At 37.4% G+C, this 21,336-nt stretch carries 20 protein-coding genes; 4 read left to right on the top strand and 16 right to left on the bottom strand.

Features of this window, described 5'->3' with window-relative positions; all coding sequences use genetic code 11:
• Nucleotides 1–99: 99 nt before the first annotated feature.
• Entirely contained in the window at nt 100–990 is an 891-nt protein-coding gene (gene dapA / locus ACZ5N5_RS15910) for a 4-hydroxy-tetrahydrodipicolinate synthase (protein WP_054788452.1), read from the top strand.
• Between the two features lie 83 nt (nt 991–1,073).
• Here the strand turns inward: dapA and ACZ5N5_RS15915 are convergent, their stop codons facing one another.
• Nucleotides 1,074–2,237, bottom strand: a complete 1,164-nt coding sequence (locus ACZ5N5_RS15915; RefSeq protein ID WP_464372757.1) for a M20 family metallopeptidase — start codon at nt 2,235–2,237, stop codon at nt 1,074–1,076.
• Between the two features lie 101 nt (nt 2,238–2,338).
• Between ACZ5N5_RS15915 and ACZ5N5_RS15920 the strand changes: the two genes are divergently transcribed.
• Entirely contained in the window at nt 2,339–2,785 is a 447-nt protein-coding gene (locus ACZ5N5_RS15920; protein ID WP_054859415.1) for a YaiI/YqxD family protein, read from the top strand.
• A 4-nt stretch (nt 2,786–2,789) separates the two neighbouring features.
• On the opposite strand, the gene ACZ5N5_RS15925 is transcribed toward ACZ5N5_RS15920, so the two are convergent.
• Nucleotides 2,790–2,927 carry a hypothetical protein gene (locus ACZ5N5_RS15925; protein WP_181397492.1) on the bottom strand — a complete coding sequence of 46 codons (138 nt, stop codon included), beginning with the start codon at nt 2,925–2,927 and terminating at the stop codon, nt 2,790–2,792.
• 26 nt (nt 2,928–2,953) lie between these two features.
• Nucleotides 2,954–3,745, bottom strand: a complete 792-nt coding sequence (locus ACZ5N5_RS15930) for an alpha/beta hydrolase (protein WP_054788451.1) — start codon at nt 3,743–3,745, stop codon at nt 2,954–2,956.
• Nucleotides 3,746–3,992: 247 nt separating this feature from the next.
• On the opposite strand from ACZ5N5_RS15930, the gene ACZ5N5_RS15935 reads away from it, so the two are divergent.
• The gene (locus ACZ5N5_RS15935) at nt 3,993–4,250 is read left to right on the top strand and encodes a hypothetical protein (RefSeq protein WP_054788450.1); all 258 of its coding nucleotides are present in this window, start codon (nt 3,993–3,995) and stop codon (nt 4,248–4,250) included.
• Nucleotides 4,251–4,515: 265 nt separating this feature from the next.
• On the opposite strand, the gene ACZ5N5_RS15940 is transcribed toward ACZ5N5_RS15935, so the two are convergent.
• From ACZ5N5_RS15940 to rhaB, 10 genes are all read right to left on the bottom strand, one after another.
• A complete protein-coding gene (locus tag ACZ5N5_RS15940; RefSeq protein ID WP_277678209.1) occupies nt 4,516–4,671 on the bottom strand; it encodes a hypothetical protein in 156 nt (51 codons plus the stop codon).
• A gap of 79 nt (nt 4,672–4,750) precedes the next feature.
• Nucleotides 4,751–4,957 carry a hypothetical protein gene (locus ACZ5N5_RS15945; protein ID WP_109984325.1) on the bottom strand — a complete coding sequence of 69 codons (207 nt, stop codon included), beginning with the start codon at nt 4,955–4,957 and terminating at the stop codon, nt 4,751–4,753.
• A gap of 86 nt (nt 4,958–5,043) precedes the next feature.
• Nucleotides 5,044–5,979, bottom strand: a complete 936-nt coding sequence (locus ACZ5N5_RS15950; RefSeq protein ID WP_464372758.1) for a type II toxin-antitoxin system SpoIISA family toxin — start codon at nt 5,977–5,979, stop codon at nt 5,044–5,046.
• 214 nt (nt 5,980–6,193) lie between these two features.
• Nucleotides 6,194–7,108 (bottom strand): cysteine synthase A, encoded by a 915-nt coding sequence (gene cysK, locus ACZ5N5_RS15955; protein ID WP_464372759.1) that lies wholly within the window; start codon nt 7,106–7,108, stop codon nt 6,194–6,196.
• 559 nt (nt 7,109–7,667) lie between these two features.
• A complete protein-coding gene (locus tag ACZ5N5_RS15960) occupies nt 7,668–8,390 on the bottom strand; it encodes a LutC/YkgG family protein (RefSeq protein ID WP_464372760.1) in 723 nt (240 codons plus the stop codon).
• Nucleotides 8,387–9,817 (bottom strand): LutB/LldF family L-lactate oxidation iron-sulfur protein, encoded by a 1,431-nt coding sequence (locus tag ACZ5N5_RS15965; RefSeq protein WP_109984328.1) that lies wholly within the window; start codon nt 9,815–9,817, stop codon nt 8,387–8,389. Before ACZ5N5_RS15965 ends, ACZ5N5_RS15960 begins: the two co-directional genes overlap by 4 nt.
• Nucleotides 9,817–10,542 carry a (Fe-S)-binding protein gene (locus ACZ5N5_RS15970; protein WP_109984329.1) on the bottom strand — a complete coding sequence of 242 codons (726 nt, stop codon included), beginning with the start codon at nt 10,540–10,542 and terminating at the stop codon, nt 9,817–9,819. Before ACZ5N5_RS15970 ends, ACZ5N5_RS15965 begins: the two co-directional genes overlap by 1 nt.
• 127 nt (nt 10,543–10,669) lie before the next feature.
• On the bottom strand, nt 10,670–12,736 hold the full coding sequence (locus ACZ5N5_RS15975) for a bifunctional aldolase/short-chain dehydrogenase (RefSeq protein WP_109984330.1): 2,067 nt from the start codon (nt 12,734–12,736) through the stop codon (nt 10,670–10,672).
• A 124-nt stretch (nt 12,737–12,860) separates the two neighbouring features.
• Nucleotides 12,861–14,120: an L-rhamnose isomerase gene (gene rhaA / locus ACZ5N5_RS15980; RefSeq protein WP_054788449.1), complete on the bottom strand. Its 1,260-nt coding sequence runs from the start codon at nt 14,118–14,120 to the stop codon at nt 12,861–12,863.
• The gene (gene rhaB / locus ACZ5N5_RS15985) at nt 14,104–15,528 is read right to left on the bottom strand and encodes a rhamnulokinase (protein WP_277678213.1); all 1,425 of its coding nucleotides are present in this window, start codon (nt 15,526–15,528) and stop codon (nt 14,104–14,106) included. Before rhaB ends, rhaA begins: the two co-directional genes overlap by 17 nt.
• A 186-nt stretch (nt 15,529–15,714) precedes the next feature.
• Here rhaB and ACZ5N5_RS15990 point away from each other — a divergent pair, with 186 nt between their 5' ends.
• Nucleotides 15,715–16,848: a zinc-dependent alcohol dehydrogenase gene (locus tag ACZ5N5_RS15990; RefSeq protein WP_109984332.1), complete on the top strand. Its 1,134-nt coding sequence runs from the start codon at nt 15,715–15,717 to the stop codon at nt 16,846–16,848.
• Between the two features lie 2 nt (nt 16,849–16,850).
• Here the strand turns inward: ACZ5N5_RS15990 and ACZ5N5_RS15995 are convergent, their stop codons facing one another.
• The 3 genes from ACZ5N5_RS15995 to ACZ5N5_RS16005 form a co-directional block, all read right to left on the bottom strand.
• The gene (locus ACZ5N5_RS15995) at nt 16,851–17,828 is read right to left on the bottom strand and encodes an AraC family transcriptional regulator (protein ID WP_054859420.1); all 978 of its coding nucleotides are present in this window, start codon (nt 17,826–17,828) and stop codon (nt 16,851–16,853) included.
• 77 nt (nt 17,829–17,905) lie between these two features.
• Nucleotides 17,906–19,165, bottom strand: a complete 1,260-nt coding sequence (gene ilvA / locus ACZ5N5_RS16000; protein WP_109984333.1) for a threonine ammonia-lyase IlvA — start codon at nt 19,163–19,165, stop codon at nt 17,906–17,908.
• Nucleotides 19,166–19,249: 84 nt separating this feature from the next.
• Nucleotides 19,250–21,262, bottom strand: a complete 2,013-nt coding sequence (locus ACZ5N5_RS16005) for a beta-galactosidase (RefSeq protein ID WP_464372761.1) — start codon at nt 21,260–21,262, stop codon at nt 19,250–19,252.
• Between the last annotated feature and the right edge of the window lie 74 nt (nt 21,263–21,336).

Genomic DNA, 21,336 nt, shown 5'->3' on the forward strand with positions numbered 1-21,336 from the left:
CTGTTATTAGTTTTCCAAAAAGGTTTGATGATGGGATAAGCTCTATTCATTTTACGTAGCGAAATTGTTTTAAAAATATGAATAGAGGTGAAGGCTAAAATGAATTTTGGACGTGTCGTAACAGCAATGGTCACACCATTTGATCAAAACGGACAAATTGATTTTAACAAAGCAGAACATTTAATTAATTATTTAATTAGTAATGGAACAGAAGGATTAGTAGTCGCTGGTACTACAGGAGAATCACCAACATTATCCAAAGACGAAATTCTTTCTCTCCTTCAATTTACTGTAAAAGTTGTGAATAAACGGATTCCTGTTATAGCAGGTACTGGTTCGAATAATACACAAGCATCCATCGAGTTAACAAAACAAGCCGAAATGCTAGGTGTCGATGCCGTAATGCTTGTTACTCCGTATTACAACAAGCCATCACAGGCTGGGATGTATGCACACTTTGAAGCTATCGCTAAAGCAACTACCTTACCAGTTATGTTATATAACATTCCAGGACGTTCGAGTGTGAATCTATTACCTGAAACTATTATTGAATTAGCCAAAATCAAAAACATAGTAGCTGTAAAAGAAGCTAGTGGTGATTTAGATGCCATGACGAGAATCATTCATGAAACATCTGAAGATTTTTCTCTTTATAGTGGAGATGATAGTCTAACACTACCAATGCTTGCAATAGGTGGAAGAGGAATTATCTCGGTTTCCTCCCATATTATTGGGAATGAAATGAAGGAGATGATTACACAATATCAAACAGGGAACCCGAAGAAGGCAGCACGTCTACATCAAGAGCTATTACCGATCATGAAAGCATTGTTTAAAGCACCAAATCCCGTACCCGTTAAATCAGCATTAGCCATGCTTGGAATGGATGTTGGCTCCGTAAGACTTCCACTCATACCTTTAGACGAAGAAGAATTGAATACATTACATCAGGATTTACATTATCTGCAAAAGAATTATTTTGTAGGATAAAGGATCTATTGGACATAAAAATACTCCCCTCAAGTAACAGATTTTTTATTTTTAACCTGTCTACTTAAAGGGGAGCATATCATTCATGATTGTGGCTTTTTCGTTTGATTTATTTTTCGATGTAATTGTTTTATCACTTCTGCTAACAAGATTGTTCTAGGTAAGAATGAATCTATTTCTAAATATTCATCCTCACGGTGTGCATTTCCACCCACTGGTCCCAATCCATCAACCGTTGGTATTCCGATCGCCGCAGTAAAAGAAGCATCTGAACCACCACCAGTTTCGGTGTCTGTTATCTTTATGTGAAGCTCATCCCCTACCTTGCGGATAATACGAAGAAGACTTTCGGTTTTCGCCGTTTTCTCCATTGGAGGACGGTTAATCTCCCCTTCTAATCGTACCTTTGTTCCTTCAATATCTGCATGAGAGGTAATGTCTTCTATCTTCTGCTCAATTTGATCCGCTTGCTCCTGTTTTCGAAATCTTACATCAATCTCCGCAGAAGCATGGTCAGATATAGTATTAACAGAGCTACCTCCTTCAATGATCCCGACATTGACATGAATACCTTTCTCTTCATCGGTAATATCATGTAATTGAATAATTTTATGAGCAAGCTCCTCTATCGCACTTCTCCCTTTTTCTGGTTCGATACCAGAATGAGCTGCCTTCCCAAATACCTCCAATGTATAATGAGCCTTCCCTCTTCTAGCTGACACAATAGCACCATTTTTTCGAGCTGGCTCCATCACTAAAGCAAATTTTTTATCCTTGGCATGGGATTCAATCAACGATTTCGAAGTAACTGAACCAATTTCTTCATCACTAGTTAATAATATTTCTACATCATAGAAGGCCTTACTTTTTATTTCCTTCAAAGCTTTCATTGCAAAATAGACAGCAACGAGACTTGCTTTCATGTCAATAACACCAGGTCCATATGCACGGTTGTCTTTCACTAGAAATGGACGCAATTTTGCCGTTCCTTTTTCAAAAACTGTGTCCATATGTGTAATAATTAGGATAGTTGGTTTATGTTGTTGGGAAGCCCTTACAACTAAATGGTTTCCATAATCAGCTTCCGGAAATACATTAACCTCTAGCCCTAAGGCTCGATATAATGTTGCCATTAATGCCCCTATCCTATCCACCCCTGCTTTGTCAGAAGTCCCACTATCTATATTGACCAATTGTTCTAGTAAATAAAGCATATTTTCTTGTTGTTTTTCTAAATAATCGTTCATCCTATACCCTGACTTTCCACTTATAATAAGAAAATAATACTATAACCACTACAAAATTGCTATACTATTCTTAAAATCAATTTATGGAGAGGAAGGTTCATATGGAAATTTACGTGGATGCAGATGCATGCCCTGTTGTGGATACGATATTAGAGGAAGTAATAGGAAAGAATATAACCGTTCATTTAGTTCGAAGCTACAGCCACTACAGCCACCAAGACTATCCGTCTTTTGTTAAGGTAACCTATGTTGACACAGGTTCTGATGCAGTGGACTACCGAATCATAGGCATGGCAAAAGCGAAGGATATCATAGTAACACAAGATTATGGTCTTGCTGCTTTAGGATTAGAAAAAAATTGTTATGTCATTCATCATATTGGCTTCCTATATTCCAAGAAAAAAATCGACCAAATGTTAGAAGAAAGACATTTAAAAGCAAAAGCTAGAAAAGCAGGATTGCGAACAAAAGGTCCGAAGAAGCTAAGCAATGATCAAAAAGAAAGCTTCCGCCATCAATTGCGAAAGCTCATTCAAACATCTTGTTAGAAACTTATTTCTCTTCATATTTTTGTGCAATTTTACTAATAATCCAACGTTTTGCTGTGTCATCAGGAATATCGTACACTTTCCCTTCCCTCAGCAATTCGTTTTTGTAAGTGGTTTGGACAAGCATTTTTACTTTTGTCATGCAAATAACTCCTTCCTGTTGACTATTTATGATGGTTTTATGTATGTATCAAGCCAACTAATACATTCTTCTTTCCAATTTATTGTATGGAATTGATCATCCGCTAAACCAAGGCCATGTCTTCCATCTTGATAAATATGTAGATCATATTCTATCTGATGCTCTTGGAGTGCTTGCGCATATAATAAACTGTTCATCACTGGAACTGCTTGATCATTTGCAGTAGACCAAATAAACGCTGGTGAGGTTTGAGAGGTTACCAACCTTTCACAAGAGTGATTAAGTACTAATGCTTCCTCAGGATTTTCTCCTAATAGATTATTCTTACTTCCTTCATGTGTATAATCCCCCATCGAAATAACTGGATAGCAGAGTAGATGAAAATCAGGTCTTGATGTATATCGTAAAACTGGATCATTACTATCTTCTTTTGCCTCATCAAAGTCATTACTTATCATTGCGGCTAAATGTCCTCCTGCAGAAAAGCCTAGAACTCCTAACTTTTGCCCTTTGATTCCTTTCGATTCCGCATAGTAACGTGCATATTGGATCGCATATTTGGACTTATAGATGACTTCTTGATCTTTTATAGGGGCTACATTATACCGTAAAACATAGGCGTGATAGCCGTTTTTATTTAACCATTCAGCTACCGGCACCCCTTCATGATAAGCACGATGTCCATACCCACCTCCAGGAATAACTACAATAATTGGAGCCTTTCGTTTGTCTTTTAAGAAATATGGTGTTAAGCTTGGACAATCTTCATGTAATGAATCATCTTTCCAATTGATTTCTTCTTTTGTTTTCAGAAACATCAATCTCATCCTTTCTAATTTAACGCATGCATATCAACCATAAATCACCGAAAAACATCTGCTTATAAACGTAATCGACAATCATATTTTGATTTGTATACTCTACTTGTTCTATTTTACATGGAAAAGTAATTTTAGGAAATAGCCTAAAATTTTCTTAAAATCTGGGTGAATATCCCTTTCACATTTCTCCTTTAAGCATAGGCTACTATCAGTACGATAATTGCTTAGGAAAGGAGCATCCATCATGCATCCACATGGATTTCAAGAACCTCTTCATCAAGGTTATCACTATCCTGAACATGATCAACGATTTTTTGGACCAGGACCAGGGTTTGGACCGTTAGGTGCTGGATTATTAGGCTTTGGATTGGGCTTTTTAGGTGGAGAATTAATTGATGGCCCGCCAAGACCATATCCTTATGCATATCCACCATATCCGCCATATTATGGACCAACACCTTATCCACCATATGGCCCGTATGGACCTTATGGCCCGTATTAATCTGAAGCGCTACCTTGGTAGTAATCACGATGTCTTCGTCTGGATACCCTCTATTCTACATCTGCTTACTGAATGTTGATAGGTTAATCTTCCAGTATTAATGCCTAACTATCCAACGACTATCACCCAATTGGTGATAGTCGTAGCTTTATTATCACCATAAAAAATAAAATAGATCTCTATTTAGCTAGCTTTATAATAGCCGGAGATAGAGACCTACTTTTTAAAGAATAAAATATAATTGCCTAATCAATAAACCTATAGCCTAAGAAAAAGATTGATTGTTCTTTTGTAGTTTTTTTATTTTACTTAACATATCCTGATGTCTTTTCTCCTCACGAGACTTCCCTTTCCATTGAGTAACTTTCTGGATATTACTTGTTTTGATGAGATAGGGGCCTTTTTTCTTTTCTTCTGACATTAATTACCATCTCTCCTCATCCATCACCTACCATTTAATTCATATTCATAAAGTCATCTATGGAAGCAAGGCACTCAGATTACAATTGCTTTAAAGCCTTTTTCCTTAATTCTTCCAAATCTTTCGTATACCTAGTCTTAGATGACTCTGATAATTTTGTAATCGGTGATTTTCTATGATGTAAAATATCACGTATTGGTGTTGGTAATAATGTATTCGATTTCTGTGTTATTTGTTCCTTTTCTTGATTTTTTTGGGGCCTAAATTCCATTACTGTCTGAATCACAAAATTCCTCCTCCGCCACTGTTTATTTTCTCGTTTTAAAATACTCTTCATCATTTTACGGAGGAATCACATCAAATATTACCTCTTTATTCATTTTGTTTTTCAAAAAAACAAAACAAACAAGCTAGATTCGTTAAAAACAAGGCGTCCATTTCATACACTCTTTGATGATGCTCCTCGATAAATAGAAGAAATATCTCATCCTCACCAACAAATACCGGACATAGGTGAGCCATTCCTTTCCCATGCTTCTCTTCTCGATCTAATGCCACAATATCCCCATTCCATAAGGTTTCAATAACTATCGTTTCACTTGAAGCGGTTTCATCAGGTTTCACTAGGTTATCTGGCATGGTACTCCAATCTAATGTATGAGTTTGTTTAATGATTTGTATGGTTTCAATAAACAGGTCAATCGTTTCATATGGCTGCTCTTCGTTTTGTCGATTTGCTTCCACTTGATATAAATGAATACGTAGACCAAAGGCTTCCGCATAATAGCTCAAAAAGATGCTTAATGCTTCTGAGAATTCTAAGTCTCTACTGTCAATATCTGATTTGATTAAAGGAGCAATTTGAATCAATTGCGAAAAATAATTTAACTTATCCTTCTGTCTTTCTTCTAACAAACTATTTTCTTGTATATAGCTTTTTAATGGGTCGAAGGCTTGAAATTCTGTTCTCCAGATTTTTTTAATGGTAGGTGTAGAAAATACCGATATATCGATAAAAACAACTATTACAGCAAGGATTAATAGTGTCTGCCAATCTTTAATTGATAGAATTTGAACGATCCATAGAATTCCTAGACATAATACAAATAAAAAATAAAGTGTTTTTCGATATTGATAGAGGTTTTCATTGAATCGGTTATCCTCTTTATTACGGAAACTTCTCCAGCTCTGGATGTAAACATATAATATGAATAGGAGGAGAATACCTATAAGGATTGAAAAACCTAATGCTTCTTTCTCCAAATTATTCACAACCTTTCCACCAAAGAAGAAATGTAAAATATCCATCCCCTAATTTTTCCATTTGCTAATTCCTATTTTATGCATGAGCAGGATAAATAGTACATTTCTCCAATTTTTCTTCTATTACTAGTTGACTTTTAATAATGAGAAAAGGTTGTATAAGGAAAACTAATAGAATGTCTGAAAAGAAATGTGCTCTATGGCCTATAAAGAATTGCTAAAAAAATAGTACAGACTACTTTGTCTGTACTACGAATCCTTATATTAAATTCATACTTAAGTATCTTTCACCAGTGTCTGGGGCGATACAGACGACTTTTTTACCTTTCCCTAATTTTTGAGCTACTTGCATCGCAGCGAATACAGCAGCTCCTGCAGATGGTCCTACAAATATCCCCTCTTCTTTTGCTAGCTTCTTAAAGGTTTGTAATGCATCTTCGTCACTAACTTGAATAATCTCATCATAAACAGAAGTATTCAATATTTCTGGTATAAATCCTGGACTTGTTCCGACTAATTTATGTTTTCCTGGTTTTCCTCCGGATAATACAGGTGAACCTTTGGGCTCAGCTACAGCTACATGTATATTCGGTAGTTTTTCCTTCAAGGTTTCCCCTGTTCCGGTGATCGTGCCACCTGTTCCTGCAGTAGCAACAAAACCGTCAAACTGGCCCTCCATTTGGTCGAGGATTTCTAAAGCGGTAGTCTTTCGATGGATATCAGGATTGGCATGATTTTCAAATTGTTGTGGCATAAAGCTATTAGGAATTTGCTCTAATAATTCTTTTGCTCTCTTAATGGCACCAGGCATTTTCTCTTCACTAGGCGTTAGAACTACCTGAGCACCAAATGCTTTGAGAATGTTTATTCTTTCTTTCGTCATATTATCAGGCATAACGAGTATTGCCTGATATCCTTTTGCTGCTGCTGTCATCGCTAGACCAATACCTGTGTTGCCGCTTGTTGGCTCAATGATCGTAGCATTTTCAGATAATAATCCCGCTTTTTCTGCTTCTACTATCATGTTGTATGCGGCACGGTCCTTTACACTTTTTGATGGGTTAAACATCTCTAATTTAACATATACTTCTGCTATATTATCTGGAACCATTTTATTAAGCTTTACCATTGGTGTTTGACCAATTAACTCTGTCATATTTTGATAAATTTTCATCCCGCAAGTCCTCCCAACTTCTACGCTATATCATACCAAGATATTTAAGATCTTCACAATAAAGATGCTCATTTTTGCTAAAAGAATTAGGACTTGAACAAACGTGTAGGAAAGTAGTAAAATCCGAATATTAAGCACGGAAACCGCTCTGTCAAAATACATTGCTTTATCCATAGGGCATCAGTCAATATCTGTTCAAGTAAAATTTTTCAGTCAGGTGCAACGATTTGTTAACTACTCATACTGTTTTCCACGGGAGCTTTCGTCTTTTGAAGAGCGAATAAAGACAAAACACTGAAAGTCTAGTTCTCAAAATGGTCTTTATAAAAGGTATAAAGGCCAAAATGCAAGAGACGTGCTCTCATAATGGTCTTTATCATACGAATAAAGGCCAAAATACAAGAGCCGTGCTCTCATAATGGTCTTTATCATACGAATAAAGACCAAAATACAAGAGCCGCGCTCTCATAATGGTCTTTATCTTGTGAAACTGCGATCTGTCAGAAATTTGCATGGATTTTTCTTATTCCTATTTAGTTATGTCTTCTTCGCTTTTCTCTTACTTATCCTCAACGACAATATAAGCAGCTCTTATAGGGCCATGAACACCAACAACAAGATTCATTTCAATATCTGCGCTGTTACTCGGTCCTGTGATGAAATTAATACAGGAAGAAATCTCCTCACCCTTCTCAACTTGTTGATGTACATAATCAGTTGCCTGCGTCATCCTAGGGACGATGGTTGATTTAGGGACAATCGCAATATAATCTTTTGGCAATAGACTCACCGAGCGTCCTTGTCCTTTCCTATTAAATAAAACAATGGTACCAGATTCCGCCAATGTTATATCACTAAAGGTAATCCCCACATCTGCACGCTCCGAAAATGAAATGGACTCCTCGCTATTTTCATCATTCCATTTAAACACTTCATGTTCTGGTTTTTTAGCAAAATTCTTGAAAAATTCAGGAAGCTGATACGTATGAAAACGATTGTCAGAAGAATAGACAATCGATCTTGTTTGATACGATGCTAGCACTTGATCAAGTGTTTCCTGTAAGGATTCACTATTAGTCAAAAAAAAGTCAGTATGAATATGGTGACATTGTTTTTCTAATACCTCGACTAATTGGTCCTGATCAAGATCTTCCATTACCCTTCTTTGTGGATTTACCGTCCAGTCTGGTTTTTCTACTGGCTTATCGGGAGAAATGCCACCAATTTTACCTCTAATATTCTTCAAAAACTTTCCTCTATTCGTTATCGTACCCTTGCTCATTCACTATCACCTCGTTCACTTCGCTGCTTAAACCAATCACGAAATCTTTCTTGTGTTGGTTGGGGTAAATCTCTAGCATCGGTCCAATATCGCAATGGACCTGGTCCCTTCGAAATGACATTATTCTTTGAAAATGGCGTCGTTAAGAATGGTGCCATCTTCGTTGCTGTTCGATATAAATTAGCGGATTGAACGATTTGCTCAAAACCTTTCATTGCAAGACGTTCCGAAAGCGTTGATTTTTTCTCATCTTCGACGATTTTACGTCGGTGCATGATCAGTTGTTCATGTAGCGGAATTTTAACTGGACAAACTTCTGTACAGGCTCCACATAAAGAGGAAGCATAAGGCAATTCTTTGTATTCATCATAGTCTGATAACAGAGGAGATAGAACGGCTCCAATCGGTCCAGGATAAATCGATCCATAGGCATGACCACCAACATGACGATAAACAGGACAAACGTTAATACAAGCTGCACAACGGATACAATGCAGTGCTTCTTGGAATTCTGTTCCTAATATTCTAGATCTGCCATTGTCAACGATAACGAGATGAAACTCCTCTGGTCCATCTGCTTCTCCAATTTGTTTCGGCCCTGTCAGTGCTGTAATATAACTCGTTAGCTTTTGACCTACCGCTGCTCGAGTGAGTAGACTCACGACAATATCTAGTTCTTCCCAGCCTGGAACAATACGTTCCATCCCCATTACGGTTATTTGTGTTTTTGGCAAGGTGGAAACCATTCTAGCATTTCCTTCATTAGTAACGAGAGCAAAGGAACCAGATTCTGCTACAGCAAAGTTACAGCCGGTTATTCCTATATCTGCTGACAAAAATTCTTCTCTTAATTTCTCCCGCGCAAATAATGCAAGCTCTTCTGGTTGTTCTGTTTTAGCATAGCCTAATCGTTCGTGAAATACATCTCTGATTTGCTCTTTATTTTTATGCAGTGCTGGTGCGACGATATGAGAAGGTGGATCATGGTCGTCAATTTGTAAAATATACTCACCTAAATCTGTTTCAATCACTTCACACCCTATATCTTCTAACGCATCATTCATGGAAATTTCTTCTGTCACCATTGATTTTGATTTGGCGATTTTTTTGGCGTTTTTATCTTTGGCAACCTGCTGTATATACGCATTTGCTTCTTCGCCAGTCTCTGCGAAGAAAACGTGTCCACCTAGCTCTGCAACCTTCTCACTTAATTGATGTAAATAATAGTCTAAATGTTCGACAGTATGCTGACGAATTTGCTGTCCAAGTGTTCTCCACTCTTCCCAATCACCTAATTCTTCTGCAGCGTTAGCTCGGTTATTTTGTAATCTTCCTTGTGCAGACCGAACAGCACCTCGCATAAAATCATCTTGTAAACCTTTTGATACCCTTGCTTTAAAATCCTTTTCTCCTATATGCATAGGCATTATGCTTCACCTCTGCTGTTTAAGATTTCGGCAATATGTTTTACTTTTACTGGGATACCTTTCCGTGTCAAACGACCGCCTATATTCATGAGACAGCTTCCATCAGCACCTAGTAAAAGGTCAGCCTCCGTCTCTTGAATATGGGAAACTTTTTCATCAACCATTTGCTCTGAAATGTTCGACATCTTTACGGAAAAAGTACCTCCGAATCCACAGCAATCCTGACGATTCGGTAAATCTACTAATTTCAATCCTTTTACATTACTCAATAATTTAAAGGGAGCTTCCTTGACGCCTAACAATCTAGTCATATGACAAGAAGTGTGATAGGTTGCAACAGCTTGATAGCTTGCCCCCACGTCTTCAATACCCAATACATCGACGATAAATTGGGTGAATTCATAGGTTTTATTCTTTAAATCGATCGCTCGTTTTTGCCATTCGGATCCATCTTCAAATAAATGAACATATTCATGTATCATGTAAACACAAGACCCCGAAATCCCCACTACATACTCTGAATGATCAAAGGTCTCAATTAGATGCTTTGCCACCTCTATCGTTTCTTTCCGATAGCCACTATTGTATGCCGGCTGGCCACAGCAAGTCTGCGCTCTTGGAAAATCAATCTCACATCCAAGCCTTTCTAATAACTCAACAGCTGCTTTGCCTGCATTCACATAAAAAATGTCTCCTAGGCATGTAATAAAAAAGGATACCTTCATTTTCAACGCCCCTTTTAGATGATACCAATCCATAATCTTATCTTTCTATTCTATCATTCTTTTATCTGATATAGTAGAAAGGATAAACCCTTATGAAAGAGTTTATCCTACCAAAACTTCACCAATATTATCTCGTAAATGCTGCAGCAACTCCGCCATCAACAGTGACCATACATCCAGTAGTTTTTGCTGCCTTGGATGATGCTAAGAATGCAACAGATTCTGCGATATCCTCTGGTAAAATATTTACATTTAGAATTGTTCGTTTGCGATAGTGTTCTTCCAAGTCATCTGTGCCAATTCCATAAGAGGAAGCACGCTCTTTCTTCCACGAAGAATCCCAGATTTTAGAACCACGAATGACAGCATCAGGTAATACGGAATTAACACGGATGCCCAATGCTCCACCATCTGCAGCTACTGTTCTCGCTAAGTGAACTTCTGCAGCCTTTGCCGTGCTGTAGGCTGCTGCATTTTTTCCTGCATAAATGGAATTTTTGGATCCAATAAAGACCATATTCCCGCCTATTTCTTGGTTCTTCATTAACTTAAACACTTCTCTTGCCACTAAGAAATAACCAGTGACTAGAACATTTATATTCAAGTTCCATTGATCCATCGTCGTTTCTTCGAATGGACTGGAGCTTGCCAGACCTGCATTGTTTACAAGAATATCTAAACCACCATATTGAAGGATCGAATCACGAATACCTTTTTGAACTTCCTCTTCTTTTGTTACATCCATCTTCACCGCAAATGCACGATTTTCCCCATACTGGCTGTTTACATTTTTCACAAGCTCTTGGGCACCTTCTAAATTAATATCTGCTACAACAACATGTGCCCCTTCCTCTAATAAACGATAAGCCGTTGCTGTACCGATACCACCAGCACCACCAGTAACAAAAGCTACTTGACGAGAAAATTCTGCCTCTGGTGGGGCCAAGCTAAGCTTATAAAGCTCTAATGGCCAGTACTCAATTAAGTAAGATTCCTCTTCATTTAATGAAACAAAATTACCTAAGACGGTCGCACCACTCATTACAGCAATTGCTCGGTGATATAGCTGTTCGCTAATATTAGCTGCTGACCAGCTTTTTCCTGTATTCACCATCCCAAGACCTGGAATCAAAATGATACGTGGTGCGGTTTCCACAATTTGATCACCTTCACTTTTATTTCTTTCAAAATAGGCAACATATTCCTCCTGGTAGACTGCTAAACCTTCTTTAATTTTTTCTTTTAAGCTTTCAGCATTCTCTACCTGAGGATTCCAATCAATATAGAGAGGAACACGTTTTGTATGAACTAAATGATCAGGGCATGCAGCACCTATTTGAGACAGTTCTTTCGCATCGTGACTGTTCACAAACTCTAACACCTTATCGTCATCGGTATAGGTTGCAAGCATTTTCTTATCTTTACTCACTTGTCCACGAATAACTGGTAATACTTCGGCAAAGATGTTTTTTCTCTCTTCTTCTGCTAGAGTGTCGTATTTCGCTCCACCAAATAAACTTTTTCCTGCTTTTTGTTCTTCAATATATGTCTCGGCTTCGTTAATAATAGCAATTGTTTTATCATAGCTCTCTTTCGATGTTTCGCCCCATGTCACAAGCCCGTGTTTTTCCATTATGACAAGCTCTGCATTCGGATTATTTTGTACACCCTCCGCTATCATTTTAGACAATTGGAAGCCTGGACGAATATATGGAACCCATACAAAACGGTCTCCGTAAATTTCCTTTGCAATCTCCTGCCCATTATCTGCGCAAGCGATACTAATAATCGCATCTGGATGAGTATGGTCTACTTGCTTAAAGGGTAAAAAAGCATGTAACAGTGTTTCGATAGAAGATCTTGGGTGTTTTGCATCGATCATACAATGGGAAAGATATTCCACCATCTCTTCATCCGACATCGTATCCCTTTCAAGCAGTGGTCGGATATCATCTAGCTTTAAACCAGTAAAGTTAGCAGCTTTCATGGAGGCAAGGTCTGATCCACTACCCTTTACCCACATTACTTCGATATCGTCACCTTTAAAATCCTTTTCAATTGTCTTCGTTGAAGTATTTCCACCACCAATATTAACAACAGAACGATCAGAACCTAACAGGTTAGACCGATAGACCAATGATTCTAAACCATTTAAGTCGTTAGCTTTTGTTTCATCCCATTTATTTTGCACCAATCTAATTCCTCCTCTTCCCTTATCTTTGTTTTGTTTGGTTTTCGATGTGTTTCTGTTTTCATTATACTATAAAACAAAGATAAATCAACACAAACAAATAAAAATAAATTAGATGAGGTCTATCTTATGCCTCTCTTTTTGCTAAGACTGATTGTTCATATGTCTTTACTTCATCTAACCAGTTTTCTTGTACAGGTACACCTTGCATCTCACAGTAATAATCCCAAATCGCACCAAAAGGATAAGTTTTAAACTCTTCCATTAAAGCTAAACGATCAGTGAAATTTCCCTTTTCCTGTAGTTCTTTTAATTTTTCATTTGGTAAAAGACTTGCATATAGTAATGCCTTAATCATATTTCTTGTACCAATTGTCCATGCCGCTACACGGTTAATACTAGCATCAAAGAAATCTAAGCCAATCATTACTTTATCCAATGCGTTATTTCGTACTATTTCTAGACCAATTTCTCTTAACTCATCATCGAATATGACGACATGGTCACTATCCCAGCGAACAGGACGGGATACGTGTAAGGCAAGCTTATCACTGTATAGCAACATTGCTGATATTTTATTGGAGACCATTTCTGTTGGATGATAATGTCCTGTATCCAATAAGCATAATTTATTATTTTTCAAGGCATATCCCATATAAAATTCGTGGGAACCAACTACATATGCCTCTGAACCAATACCAAAAAGCTTGCTCTCTACGGCATCAACGTTGTGTGATTCATTGATCTCTACGGAAAAAATTTCATCTAAAGAATCCTTTAAACGTTGTCTTGGTGTTAAGCGATCACTTGGAATGTCTTTATAACCATCTGGAATCCAAATATTTGTTAAAGCTTGGGTACCGAGTTCTTTTCCGAAATAGGCAGCAATCTTTCGTGATTGAATACAATGTCTAATCCAAAAATCACGCACTTCTTTATCTGGATGTGCAAGTGTTAGACCATCCTCTGCCATAGGATGAGAGAATAGGGTAGGATTGAAATCCAATCCAAGTTCATGCTCCTTTGCCCAATCCACCCAATTTTGAAAATGTTTTGGTTCTAAAGCGTCACGGTCGACCACTTCTCCCTCAGTTTCTGCATAAATGGCGTGTAGGTTTATCCGATGTTTTCCCGGGATCAGGGACAAGGCTTTTTCTAAATCGCTTCGTAATTCCTCAGGAGTTGTTGCCTTACCTGGATAATTACCAGTCACATCAATTCCCCCTGACAATTCTTGTTGATTCACTTCAAATCCTCCGATATCATCACCCTGCCAGCAATGGATAGATACGGGAACCTTTTTAACCTTCTCGAAGGCATCTTCTACGGAAATCCCCCATTTTTCATATTGTTTTTTTGCGCTTTTAAAATTATCTCTGATACTCATTTTTCTCACCTCGTATTAAATATTTTTGAATCTCAAAGGAACGATTGATCATTAATTTTGACGTTTCTCTGGAATCGATCTCTCCTGTAGTATGCATTTGTGCGATCAGATTTCCAATAGCCGTTGCTTCAGTCGGACCTGTGTAAACAGCTTTACCAGTTGCTTTAGCTAATTGCTCGTTCATATATTGGTTTTTACTTCCACCACCAATGATATTAATGGATGCATATTCCTTTCCTGTCATTTCCTCGATTTCCTTCACTGCTTGTTGATAGCTTTTAACAAGACTATTGAAAATACAAACAGCTAATTCAGCAGGTGAATGCGGAATGGCTTGATTCGTTTCCTGACAAAATGTTTGAATGGAATGAATCATGCTTTTAGGACTTAAAAAACGTTCGTCATTGACATCGACAATGGAATCAAACGCTTTCAATTGATACGCTAGATCCACAAATTCTTGAAAGCTGTATTGATCTTTTAGTTCCTTCTTTACTTCTTGAATCATCCACATGCCCATAATGTTCTTTAAAAAGCGGATATTTTCATACACACCGCCTTCATTGGTAAAATTGTACCTCATCGCTTGTTCACTAGTAATCGGTGTATCATGCTCTACGCCAATTAAGGACCAAGTTCCTGAACTAATATAAATCGACTCATCATTTGGTACAGCAACAACAGCAGAAGCCGTATCATGCGTACCAGGTAAGACAACCTTCACATCGAATCCTATATCTTTTTGGAGCTCTGGCTTTAAATACCCTAGTGTTTGCATAGGCATTTTAGGCTCTAAAAACAACTCAAGAGGAATATCTAATGCTTCAGCTATTGATTGATTCCATGTTTTGCTGTTTGCGGATAACAACTGCGTGGATGTTGCATTGGTATATTCATTTGATAACGTACCTGTTAGTAAATAATTCAAATAATCCGGTATCATGAGAAAGTGCTTTGCTTTCTCCATTAACTCAGGGTTCTCTTTTTTAAATGCATATAATTGATAAATGGTGTTAAATGGTTGAAATTGAATCCCTGTTTGTTGATAAAGCTTCCTTCGGTCAAGGATTTTAAGAATGTCATCCATTACGCCATCTGTGCGATGATCACGATAAGCGACGAAATCCGTGATACGATTTTTTTCTTTGTCCAACAGAACAAAATCTACTGCCCAAGTATCAATACCAATTGTTGTCGGTTGGTAATTTTTTTGTACACTTTTTCTTAATCCAATAACCAATTCTTGATATAAGCCATCAATATCCCAGCACAAATGACCATTTTTCATTTCCATTCCATTATCAAAACGGTGGATTTCATCAAGCTTTAGTTTACCATTAGCTAAATAGCCTGCTATGACTCTACCACTTGATGCACCAATATCTACAGCTAGATTACATTTTTGCACATTATCCCTCCCCTTATGTAAGCGGTTAATAATTTATATGTTATAGCATAAGAAAACAAAATAATATAACGTAAATTATTTATTTATTGTCCATTTTTGCAAGTGCAATTTTTTCCGATAGATGAATATTTTTCGTGTAATGTAGCAGTTTAAACACAATATGAAATAGTTTAGGAGATGAGATCGATGAAGGCAGTAACTTACCAAGGAAAATATGCAGTAATGGTGAAGAAAGTAGCATTTCCAACGATTCAAGATCCAGAAGATGTGATTATTCGCATTACTTCCACCGCAATTTGTGGATCAGACTTACATTTATATCAAGGGAACTTTCCTCTTCCTATTGGTTACCAGATCGGTCATGAGCCGATGGGAATCGTGGAGGAGATTGGACCGAAGGTAACGAAGGTGAAAGTTGGGGATCGTGTCGTTGTTCCTTTTACAATGGCATGCGGAAAATGTCCATATTGTCAAAATCATCATGAGAGCCAATGTGACGAAGCAAACCCACATTATGATTCTGGTGGATATTTAGGTTATTCTGAGAAGTTTGGAAATTATCCTGGGGGACAAGCAGAGTATTTGCGTATTCCTTTTGGAAATTATACTCCATTTATCATACCAGAGGACTGTGAGGTGGAGGATGAATCTCTGCTACTGCTATCAGATGTTTTACCAACCGCCTATTGGAGCATCGAAAATGCAGAGGTGAAGCCAGGAGATACCGTTATCGTATTAGGTTGTGGGCCTGTCGGGCTGATGACACAACAATTTGCTTGGAAAAAGGGAGCAGAAAGAGTCATTGCCGTGGATTATATCCCCTACCGACTCGCGTTTGCAAAAAAATGGAATAACTGTGAAACCTATGATTTCACCCAATATGAAGACATGGGAGAATACCTAAAAGAGATCACCAAAGGGGGCGCAGATAAAGTCATTGATTGTGTGGGGATGGATGGTAAAAAATCACCATTAGAATTTATGGAGCAAAAATTTAAACTTCAAGGGGGAACACTTGGACCAATTCAAATAGCAACCAAGGCAATCAAAAAATGTGGAACGGTACAACTTACGGGAGTTTATGGTGGGAACTACAACGCTTTTCCACTTGGAGCATTTTTCTCGAGAAATATTCAACTTAAAATGGGGCAAGCCCATGCTCGGGCATATATGTCTACTATTTATGAACAATTGGTAAATGGTAAAATTAATCCTAGCGAAATGATTACACATAAGCTCCCATTAGATGATGCCACAAAAGGCTATCAAATGTTTCAAAATAAAGAAGATCAATGCATCAAGGTTGTTTTAAAACCATAGTGTTATTCTGTTTTCATTAGTTCTAATTTATATGCTCTTGGGGTCATGCCATATTTTTGCTTGAAAATTCGATAGAAATAGCTAACATTTTCATACCCTACTTCCTCCGCAATGGCCTGCATAGATAAATCGGTGTATAAGAGTAGGTTTTTGGTGACTAATAATCGTTTTTCTTGAACTAGATCTTTAAAATTTTGGTTGGTCAATTGCTTTATTAGTCTACTTACCCAATAAACATTTTGATTAAATTTGGTGGCTAATGATTGAAGGTTGGCATCTCGATAATTTTCCTCAATGTATAGGAATACATCATTCAAAAAAGAATGTTGTTCATTTTTGATCGGAGTAGCCGTTTGGTTCTTTTTTTGTTCGATCAATTCAATAATGAGGAGTCCCATTAGAAACTTAATCTTTGATTTTGCTAACAATGATTGGTTCATCATTTCCAACAGCAATTGATTCATAATGTCTTGAATTCGATTTGAATCGGAAACGGGATAATACAGGAATTCTCCCTTTTGATTAAAATCAAACATGCTGTTTACTAAAAATTGTAGCATCTGGTTCTGAATAAAACCCGTAGATAAATTGGTTACAATATAATCAAAGAATGCCGGATGAATGATAAAGTTAATAATAATATCTTCTTTCTTGCATGCCTTCAGTTCATGCTCAATATGCTGATTAAGCAATAGGATTTCTCCCTTTTTTAGTCGAATTGGCTGATCCGCAACCTTTTGAAAAAATTCGCCATGATAGACGTAATTCATTTCAATATAGTCATGGGAATGTTTAGGGAAATCAATATATCTTGGATGCTTTCGAATCATGATGAGATCATCTTTTAGGAACTTCTCGCTCTGTATTACGAAGTCGGAGGTTAAATTGGTATAAATTGCTTTGTTGATGCTTTGATTTCCTCTCAAAATCGAGCGTTCTTCTTCGGTTTCTTCCATTAACTTTTTGAAGATTCCTTCCATTATCAATCACCCTTTGCCTCTCGAAACGTCTCTAGCTCTATATGTAAGAAGGAAGCAGAAATTCTGCTTCCTTTCCCTCAAATTAGTAAATGAAAGAGCTGTTCATCCTTGTTTATTTCGATATAGGTAAAACCATTTTGCTCCATTCTAGATAATAAAGCATAATAATCCTCTGAACGGTTTAATTCAATGCCAACTAACACAGGGCCTTTATCCCGATTGTTTTTTTTCGTATATTCAAATCTTGTAATATCGTCATTTTCTCCAAGTACCTTTTCCATAAATTCTCGCAAAGCACCCGCTCTTTGTGGGAAATTAACAATAAAATAATGCTTGTATCCTTCGTATATCATCGATCTTTCCTTAAATTCCTGCATCCGATCGATATCGTTATTTCCACCACTTACGATACAGACGACATTCTTTCCTTTTATTTCATCCTTATAATAATCGAGTGCTGATATCGGTAAAGCACCAGCTGGTTCGGCTACAATGGCATTTTCATTATATAGGTCGAGCAATGTCGTGCAGAGCTTCCCTTCTGGGATTATGGCAATATCATCGATAAATTCCTTTGCAATGTCATAGGTGATATCACCGACTTGTTTCACACTTGCCCCATCAACAAATTTATCAATTTTGTTTAGCTTAACTACTTCTCCTTTTTTCAGTGCTTCCTTCATCGATGCAGCACCCTCAGGCTCTACCCCAATAATTTTAGTGTCAGGACTAATGCTATTTATGTAGGAACCTACACCAGAAATTAATCCCCCACCACCTACAGCCATAAATACGTGGGAGATTGGCTCTTCCATGCTGTCGAGTATTTCTAAGCCAATCGTTCCTTGCCCAGTGATGGTTCTCGTATCATTGAATGGGTGAATAAAAGAAGCATTGTGTTCATTACAGTATGCCATTGCTTCATCGAAGGAATCATCAAATGTATCACCAGTTAATCTAATTTCTACAAATTCCCCACCAAAGAATTCAACACGATTTACCTTTTGTCTAGGCGTAGTGCTTGGCATAAAAATGACCCCTTTTACTCCTAACGCTTTACAGGAGTAGGCAACACCTTGCGCATGATTACCTGCACTGGCACATACCACACCATTTGCTAATTCTTCCTTAGATAAACCTTGCATTAAATTGTATGCACCACGAATTTTAAAGGAACGAACTACTTGTAAGTCCTCTCGCTTTAAATAAACATTGCACTGATATTTTTCTGATAAAATACTGTCTAATTGTAATGGTGTTTTGATGACTACATCCTTTAATACTTGATTTGCAATAATGATATCTCTCACTTGGATTGGATTAACTTTTGTACTCATAATACGAACCCTTCCTACTTCAATTGTTAGAATAATACTAACATAAAGAAAGGAAATAGAAAATAATTTTACACGAGAAGGCTCTCAATCCGTTACTAAAATGACCACATCTTTCTTATTTATCGTTATTTCGTTCTTTACTTTTTCCTTTGTTAACCCATTTTGATATGTTTTTGCAGTATCTAATAATAGATTAACCGGTTCCTCTAGATGGTTTAATAAAAAGAGGAATTGCTTGTTACCTTTTACTCTTTCGACCACTTCAACACCTTTCGGAGCTTCTAACGGTGCGTCTATCTTTAATTGTTGGGTTACACCCTTAAGAAAATGATGTAAATAATCCTCCTCAAGACTGGTCCCAATATAAATAGCTGTGCCTTGACCAAACCTATTGGTCGTTATAGCTGGCTTTCCAGCATACCAATTTTCCTTAAAGTGAGCTAGAGATTTCGCCCCTTCCAATGTAATAATATCTGCCCATGTAGTTACTGTTGCATGTTGACCATTGGCGACAATACTATTGGATTCTTCCATTGCCATTGGTGCGAATTCTTCTACTGTCAACCCGAGCAATTTTCGAAATGGTGCAGGATATCCTCCTAAATGGATATGATCCTGTGCATCCGCTATACCACTAAAAAACGTAACAAGGAGTGTGCCGCCATCGTCGACAAAGCGCTCGAGATTCTCTCTATATCCAGTCTTCACCATATAAAGCATTGGCGCTAGGACTAGCGAATATTTCTTTAGATTGGCCATTGGTGTTACAAAATCTACCGCAATATTATTATCGTAGAAAAATTTGTAATAGGCATAAACCTGATTCAAATATGATAATTGATTATGTGGCTTTCCTTCCAATTCCACAGCCCACCAATTTTCCCAATCGAAAATAATCGCGACTCTAGCTTTTACTTCTGCACCGACTAAGGCATCTAATTTTTTCAATTCATTACCTAATTGCTTCACTTCTTGATATGTTCTGCTTTTAGGATTATTGGAATGAGGTACCATTGCACCATGGAACTTTTCCGCACCTGCTCTACCTTGACGCCATTGGAAGTACATTATACCATCTCCACCACGTGCCACAGTAGAATAGCTCCATAGACGCATTTCACCTGGTTTTTTGGTCAAATTAATATCTCTCCAATTCACGTGAGAGGTAACCTGCTCCATTAAGTAAAATGGTGCACCATCTTTTAAGCTACGCATTAAATCATGGTGCATGGCATGACGAAATGGTCTACCCTCCCTAGGATCCGGATAAGAATCCCATGTTACTAAATCCGTTTCTTTTGCCCATTTAAAATAATTTAATGGTTTAAATTCATACATAAAATTTGTGAAAACTGGCATTTCAGGAGTTTTTTCTCTTAATATTTCTTTTTCTAGTAAATACAGATCAAAAATAGCGTCATCCATAAACCTTTTATAATCTAGCTTTTGACTAGGATTATAAAAGGTTGGTAGATTCACTGGAAATTGAATTTCATCCCAATGGTTATAACGTTGACTCCAGAAGGCAGTTCCCCACTTTTGGTTCAATTGATCAATCGATACATATCGCTTTTTAAGCCATTGACGGAATGCATCTAGACTTTCATCACTATAGCATTCGGAAAGGTGACACCCATATTCATTGTTAATATGCCACATTTTAAGAGCGGGATGGTGTTTATATCGTTCTGCCAGTTCCTCCACTAATCGTCTTATCGCTAGCTTAAAGCGCTTACTATTCGGAGAATATTGCTGTCTTGACCCAACTTGATAAGGTACACCATTCTCTTGCACGGCTAAAATTTCTGGATATTTTTTTGACAGCCATGCCGGCGGGGAAGCAGTAGCTGTAGCAAGCGCAACACCAATCCCATGTTCATGCAAAATTTCTAAAACACGGTCTAACCAGCTAAAATCAAATTGACCTTCTTCTCGTTCCAGTAAGGACCAACTAAAGATCGCAACAGAGACAAGATTCACACCTGCCTCCTTCATCAATTGAGCATCTTCTAGCCATGTTTTTTCGTCCCACTGTTCAGGATTGTAATCTCCACCAAACGCTATATGTGGCATTACTTCTTGTATATTTTGGACCATGTTAATCCCCCTAAGCTACACAAGTAAAATTTTACTTGTGTTTTTACTAGTAGTAATTCTATCTTATTTGAATG

Source organism: Gracilibacillus sp. JCM 18966 (assembly GCF_055392695.1).

What these genes read in the sequence shown, in the direction of transcription:
- dapA (WP_054788452.1), top strand. Translation starts at nt 100, where the DNA reads ATGAATTTTGGACGTGTCGTAACAGCAATGGTCACACCATTTGATCAA.
- ACZ5N5_RS16005 (WP_464372761.1), bottom strand. Translation starts at nt 21,262, where the DNA reads ATGGTCCAAAATATACAAGAAGTAATGCCACATATAGCGTTTGGTGGA.
- ACZ5N5_RS15970 (WP_109984329.1), bottom strand. Translation starts at nt 10,542, where the DNA reads ATGAAGGTATCCTTTTTTATTACATGCCTAGGAGACATTTTTTATGTG.
- ACZ5N5_RS15995 (WP_054859420.1), bottom strand. Translation starts at nt 17,828, where the DNA reads ATGGAAGGAATCTTCAAAAAGTTAATGGAAGAAACCGAAGAAGAACGC.
- ACZ5N5_RS15935 (WP_054788450.1), top strand. Translation starts at nt 3,993, where the DNA reads ATGCATCCACATGGATTTCAAGAACCTCTTCATCAAGGTTATCACTAT.
- ACZ5N5_RS15965 (WP_109984328.1), bottom strand. Translation starts at nt 9,817, where the DNA reads ATGCCTATGCATATAGGAGAAAAGGATTTTAAAGCAAGGGTATCAAAA.
- ACZ5N5_RS15930 (WP_054788451.1), bottom strand. Translation starts at nt 3,745, where the DNA reads ATGTTTCTGAAAACAAAAGAAGAAATCAATTGGAAAGATGATTCATTA.
- cysK (WP_464372759.1), bottom strand. Translation starts at nt 7,108, where the DNA reads ATGAAAATTTATCAAAATATGACAGAGTTAATTGGTCAAACACCAATG.
- ilvA (WP_109984333.1), bottom strand. Translation starts at nt 19,165, where the DNA reads ATGAGTACAAAAGTTAATCCAATCCAAGTGAGAGATATCATTATTGCA.
- ACZ5N5_RS15925 (WP_181397492.1), bottom strand. Translation starts at nt 2,927, where the DNA reads ATGACAAAAGTAAAAATGCTTGTCCAAACCACTTACAAAAACGAATTG.
- ACZ5N5_RS15960 (WP_464372760.1), bottom strand. Translation starts at nt 8,390, where the DNA reads ATGAGCAAGGGTACGATAACGAATAGAGGAAAGTTTTTGAAGAATATT.
- ACZ5N5_RS15915 (WP_464372757.1), bottom strand. Translation starts at nt 2,237, where the DNA reads ATGAACGATTATTTAGAAAAACAACAAGAAAATATGCTTTATTTACTA.
- ACZ5N5_RS15940 (WP_277678209.1), bottom strand. Translation starts at nt 4,671, where the DNA reads ATGTCAGAAGAAAAGAAAAAAGGCCCCTATCTCATCAAAACAAGTAAT.
- ACZ5N5_RS15920 (WP_054859415.1), top strand. Translation starts at nt 2,339, where the DNA reads ATGGAAATTTACGTGGATGCAGATGCATGCCCTGTTGTGGATACGATA.
- ACZ5N5_RS15950 (WP_464372758.1), bottom strand. Translation starts at nt 5,979, where the DNA reads ATGGATATTTTACATTTCTTCTTTGGTGGAAAGGTTGTGAATAATTTG.
- ACZ5N5_RS15990 (WP_109984332.1), top strand. Translation starts at nt 15,715, where the DNA reads ATGAAGGCAGTAACTTACCAAGGAAAATATGCAGTAATGGTGAAGAAA.
- rhaA (WP_054788449.1), bottom strand. Translation starts at nt 14,120, where the DNA reads ATGAGTATCAGAGATAATTTTAAAAGCGCAAAAAAACAATATGAAAAA.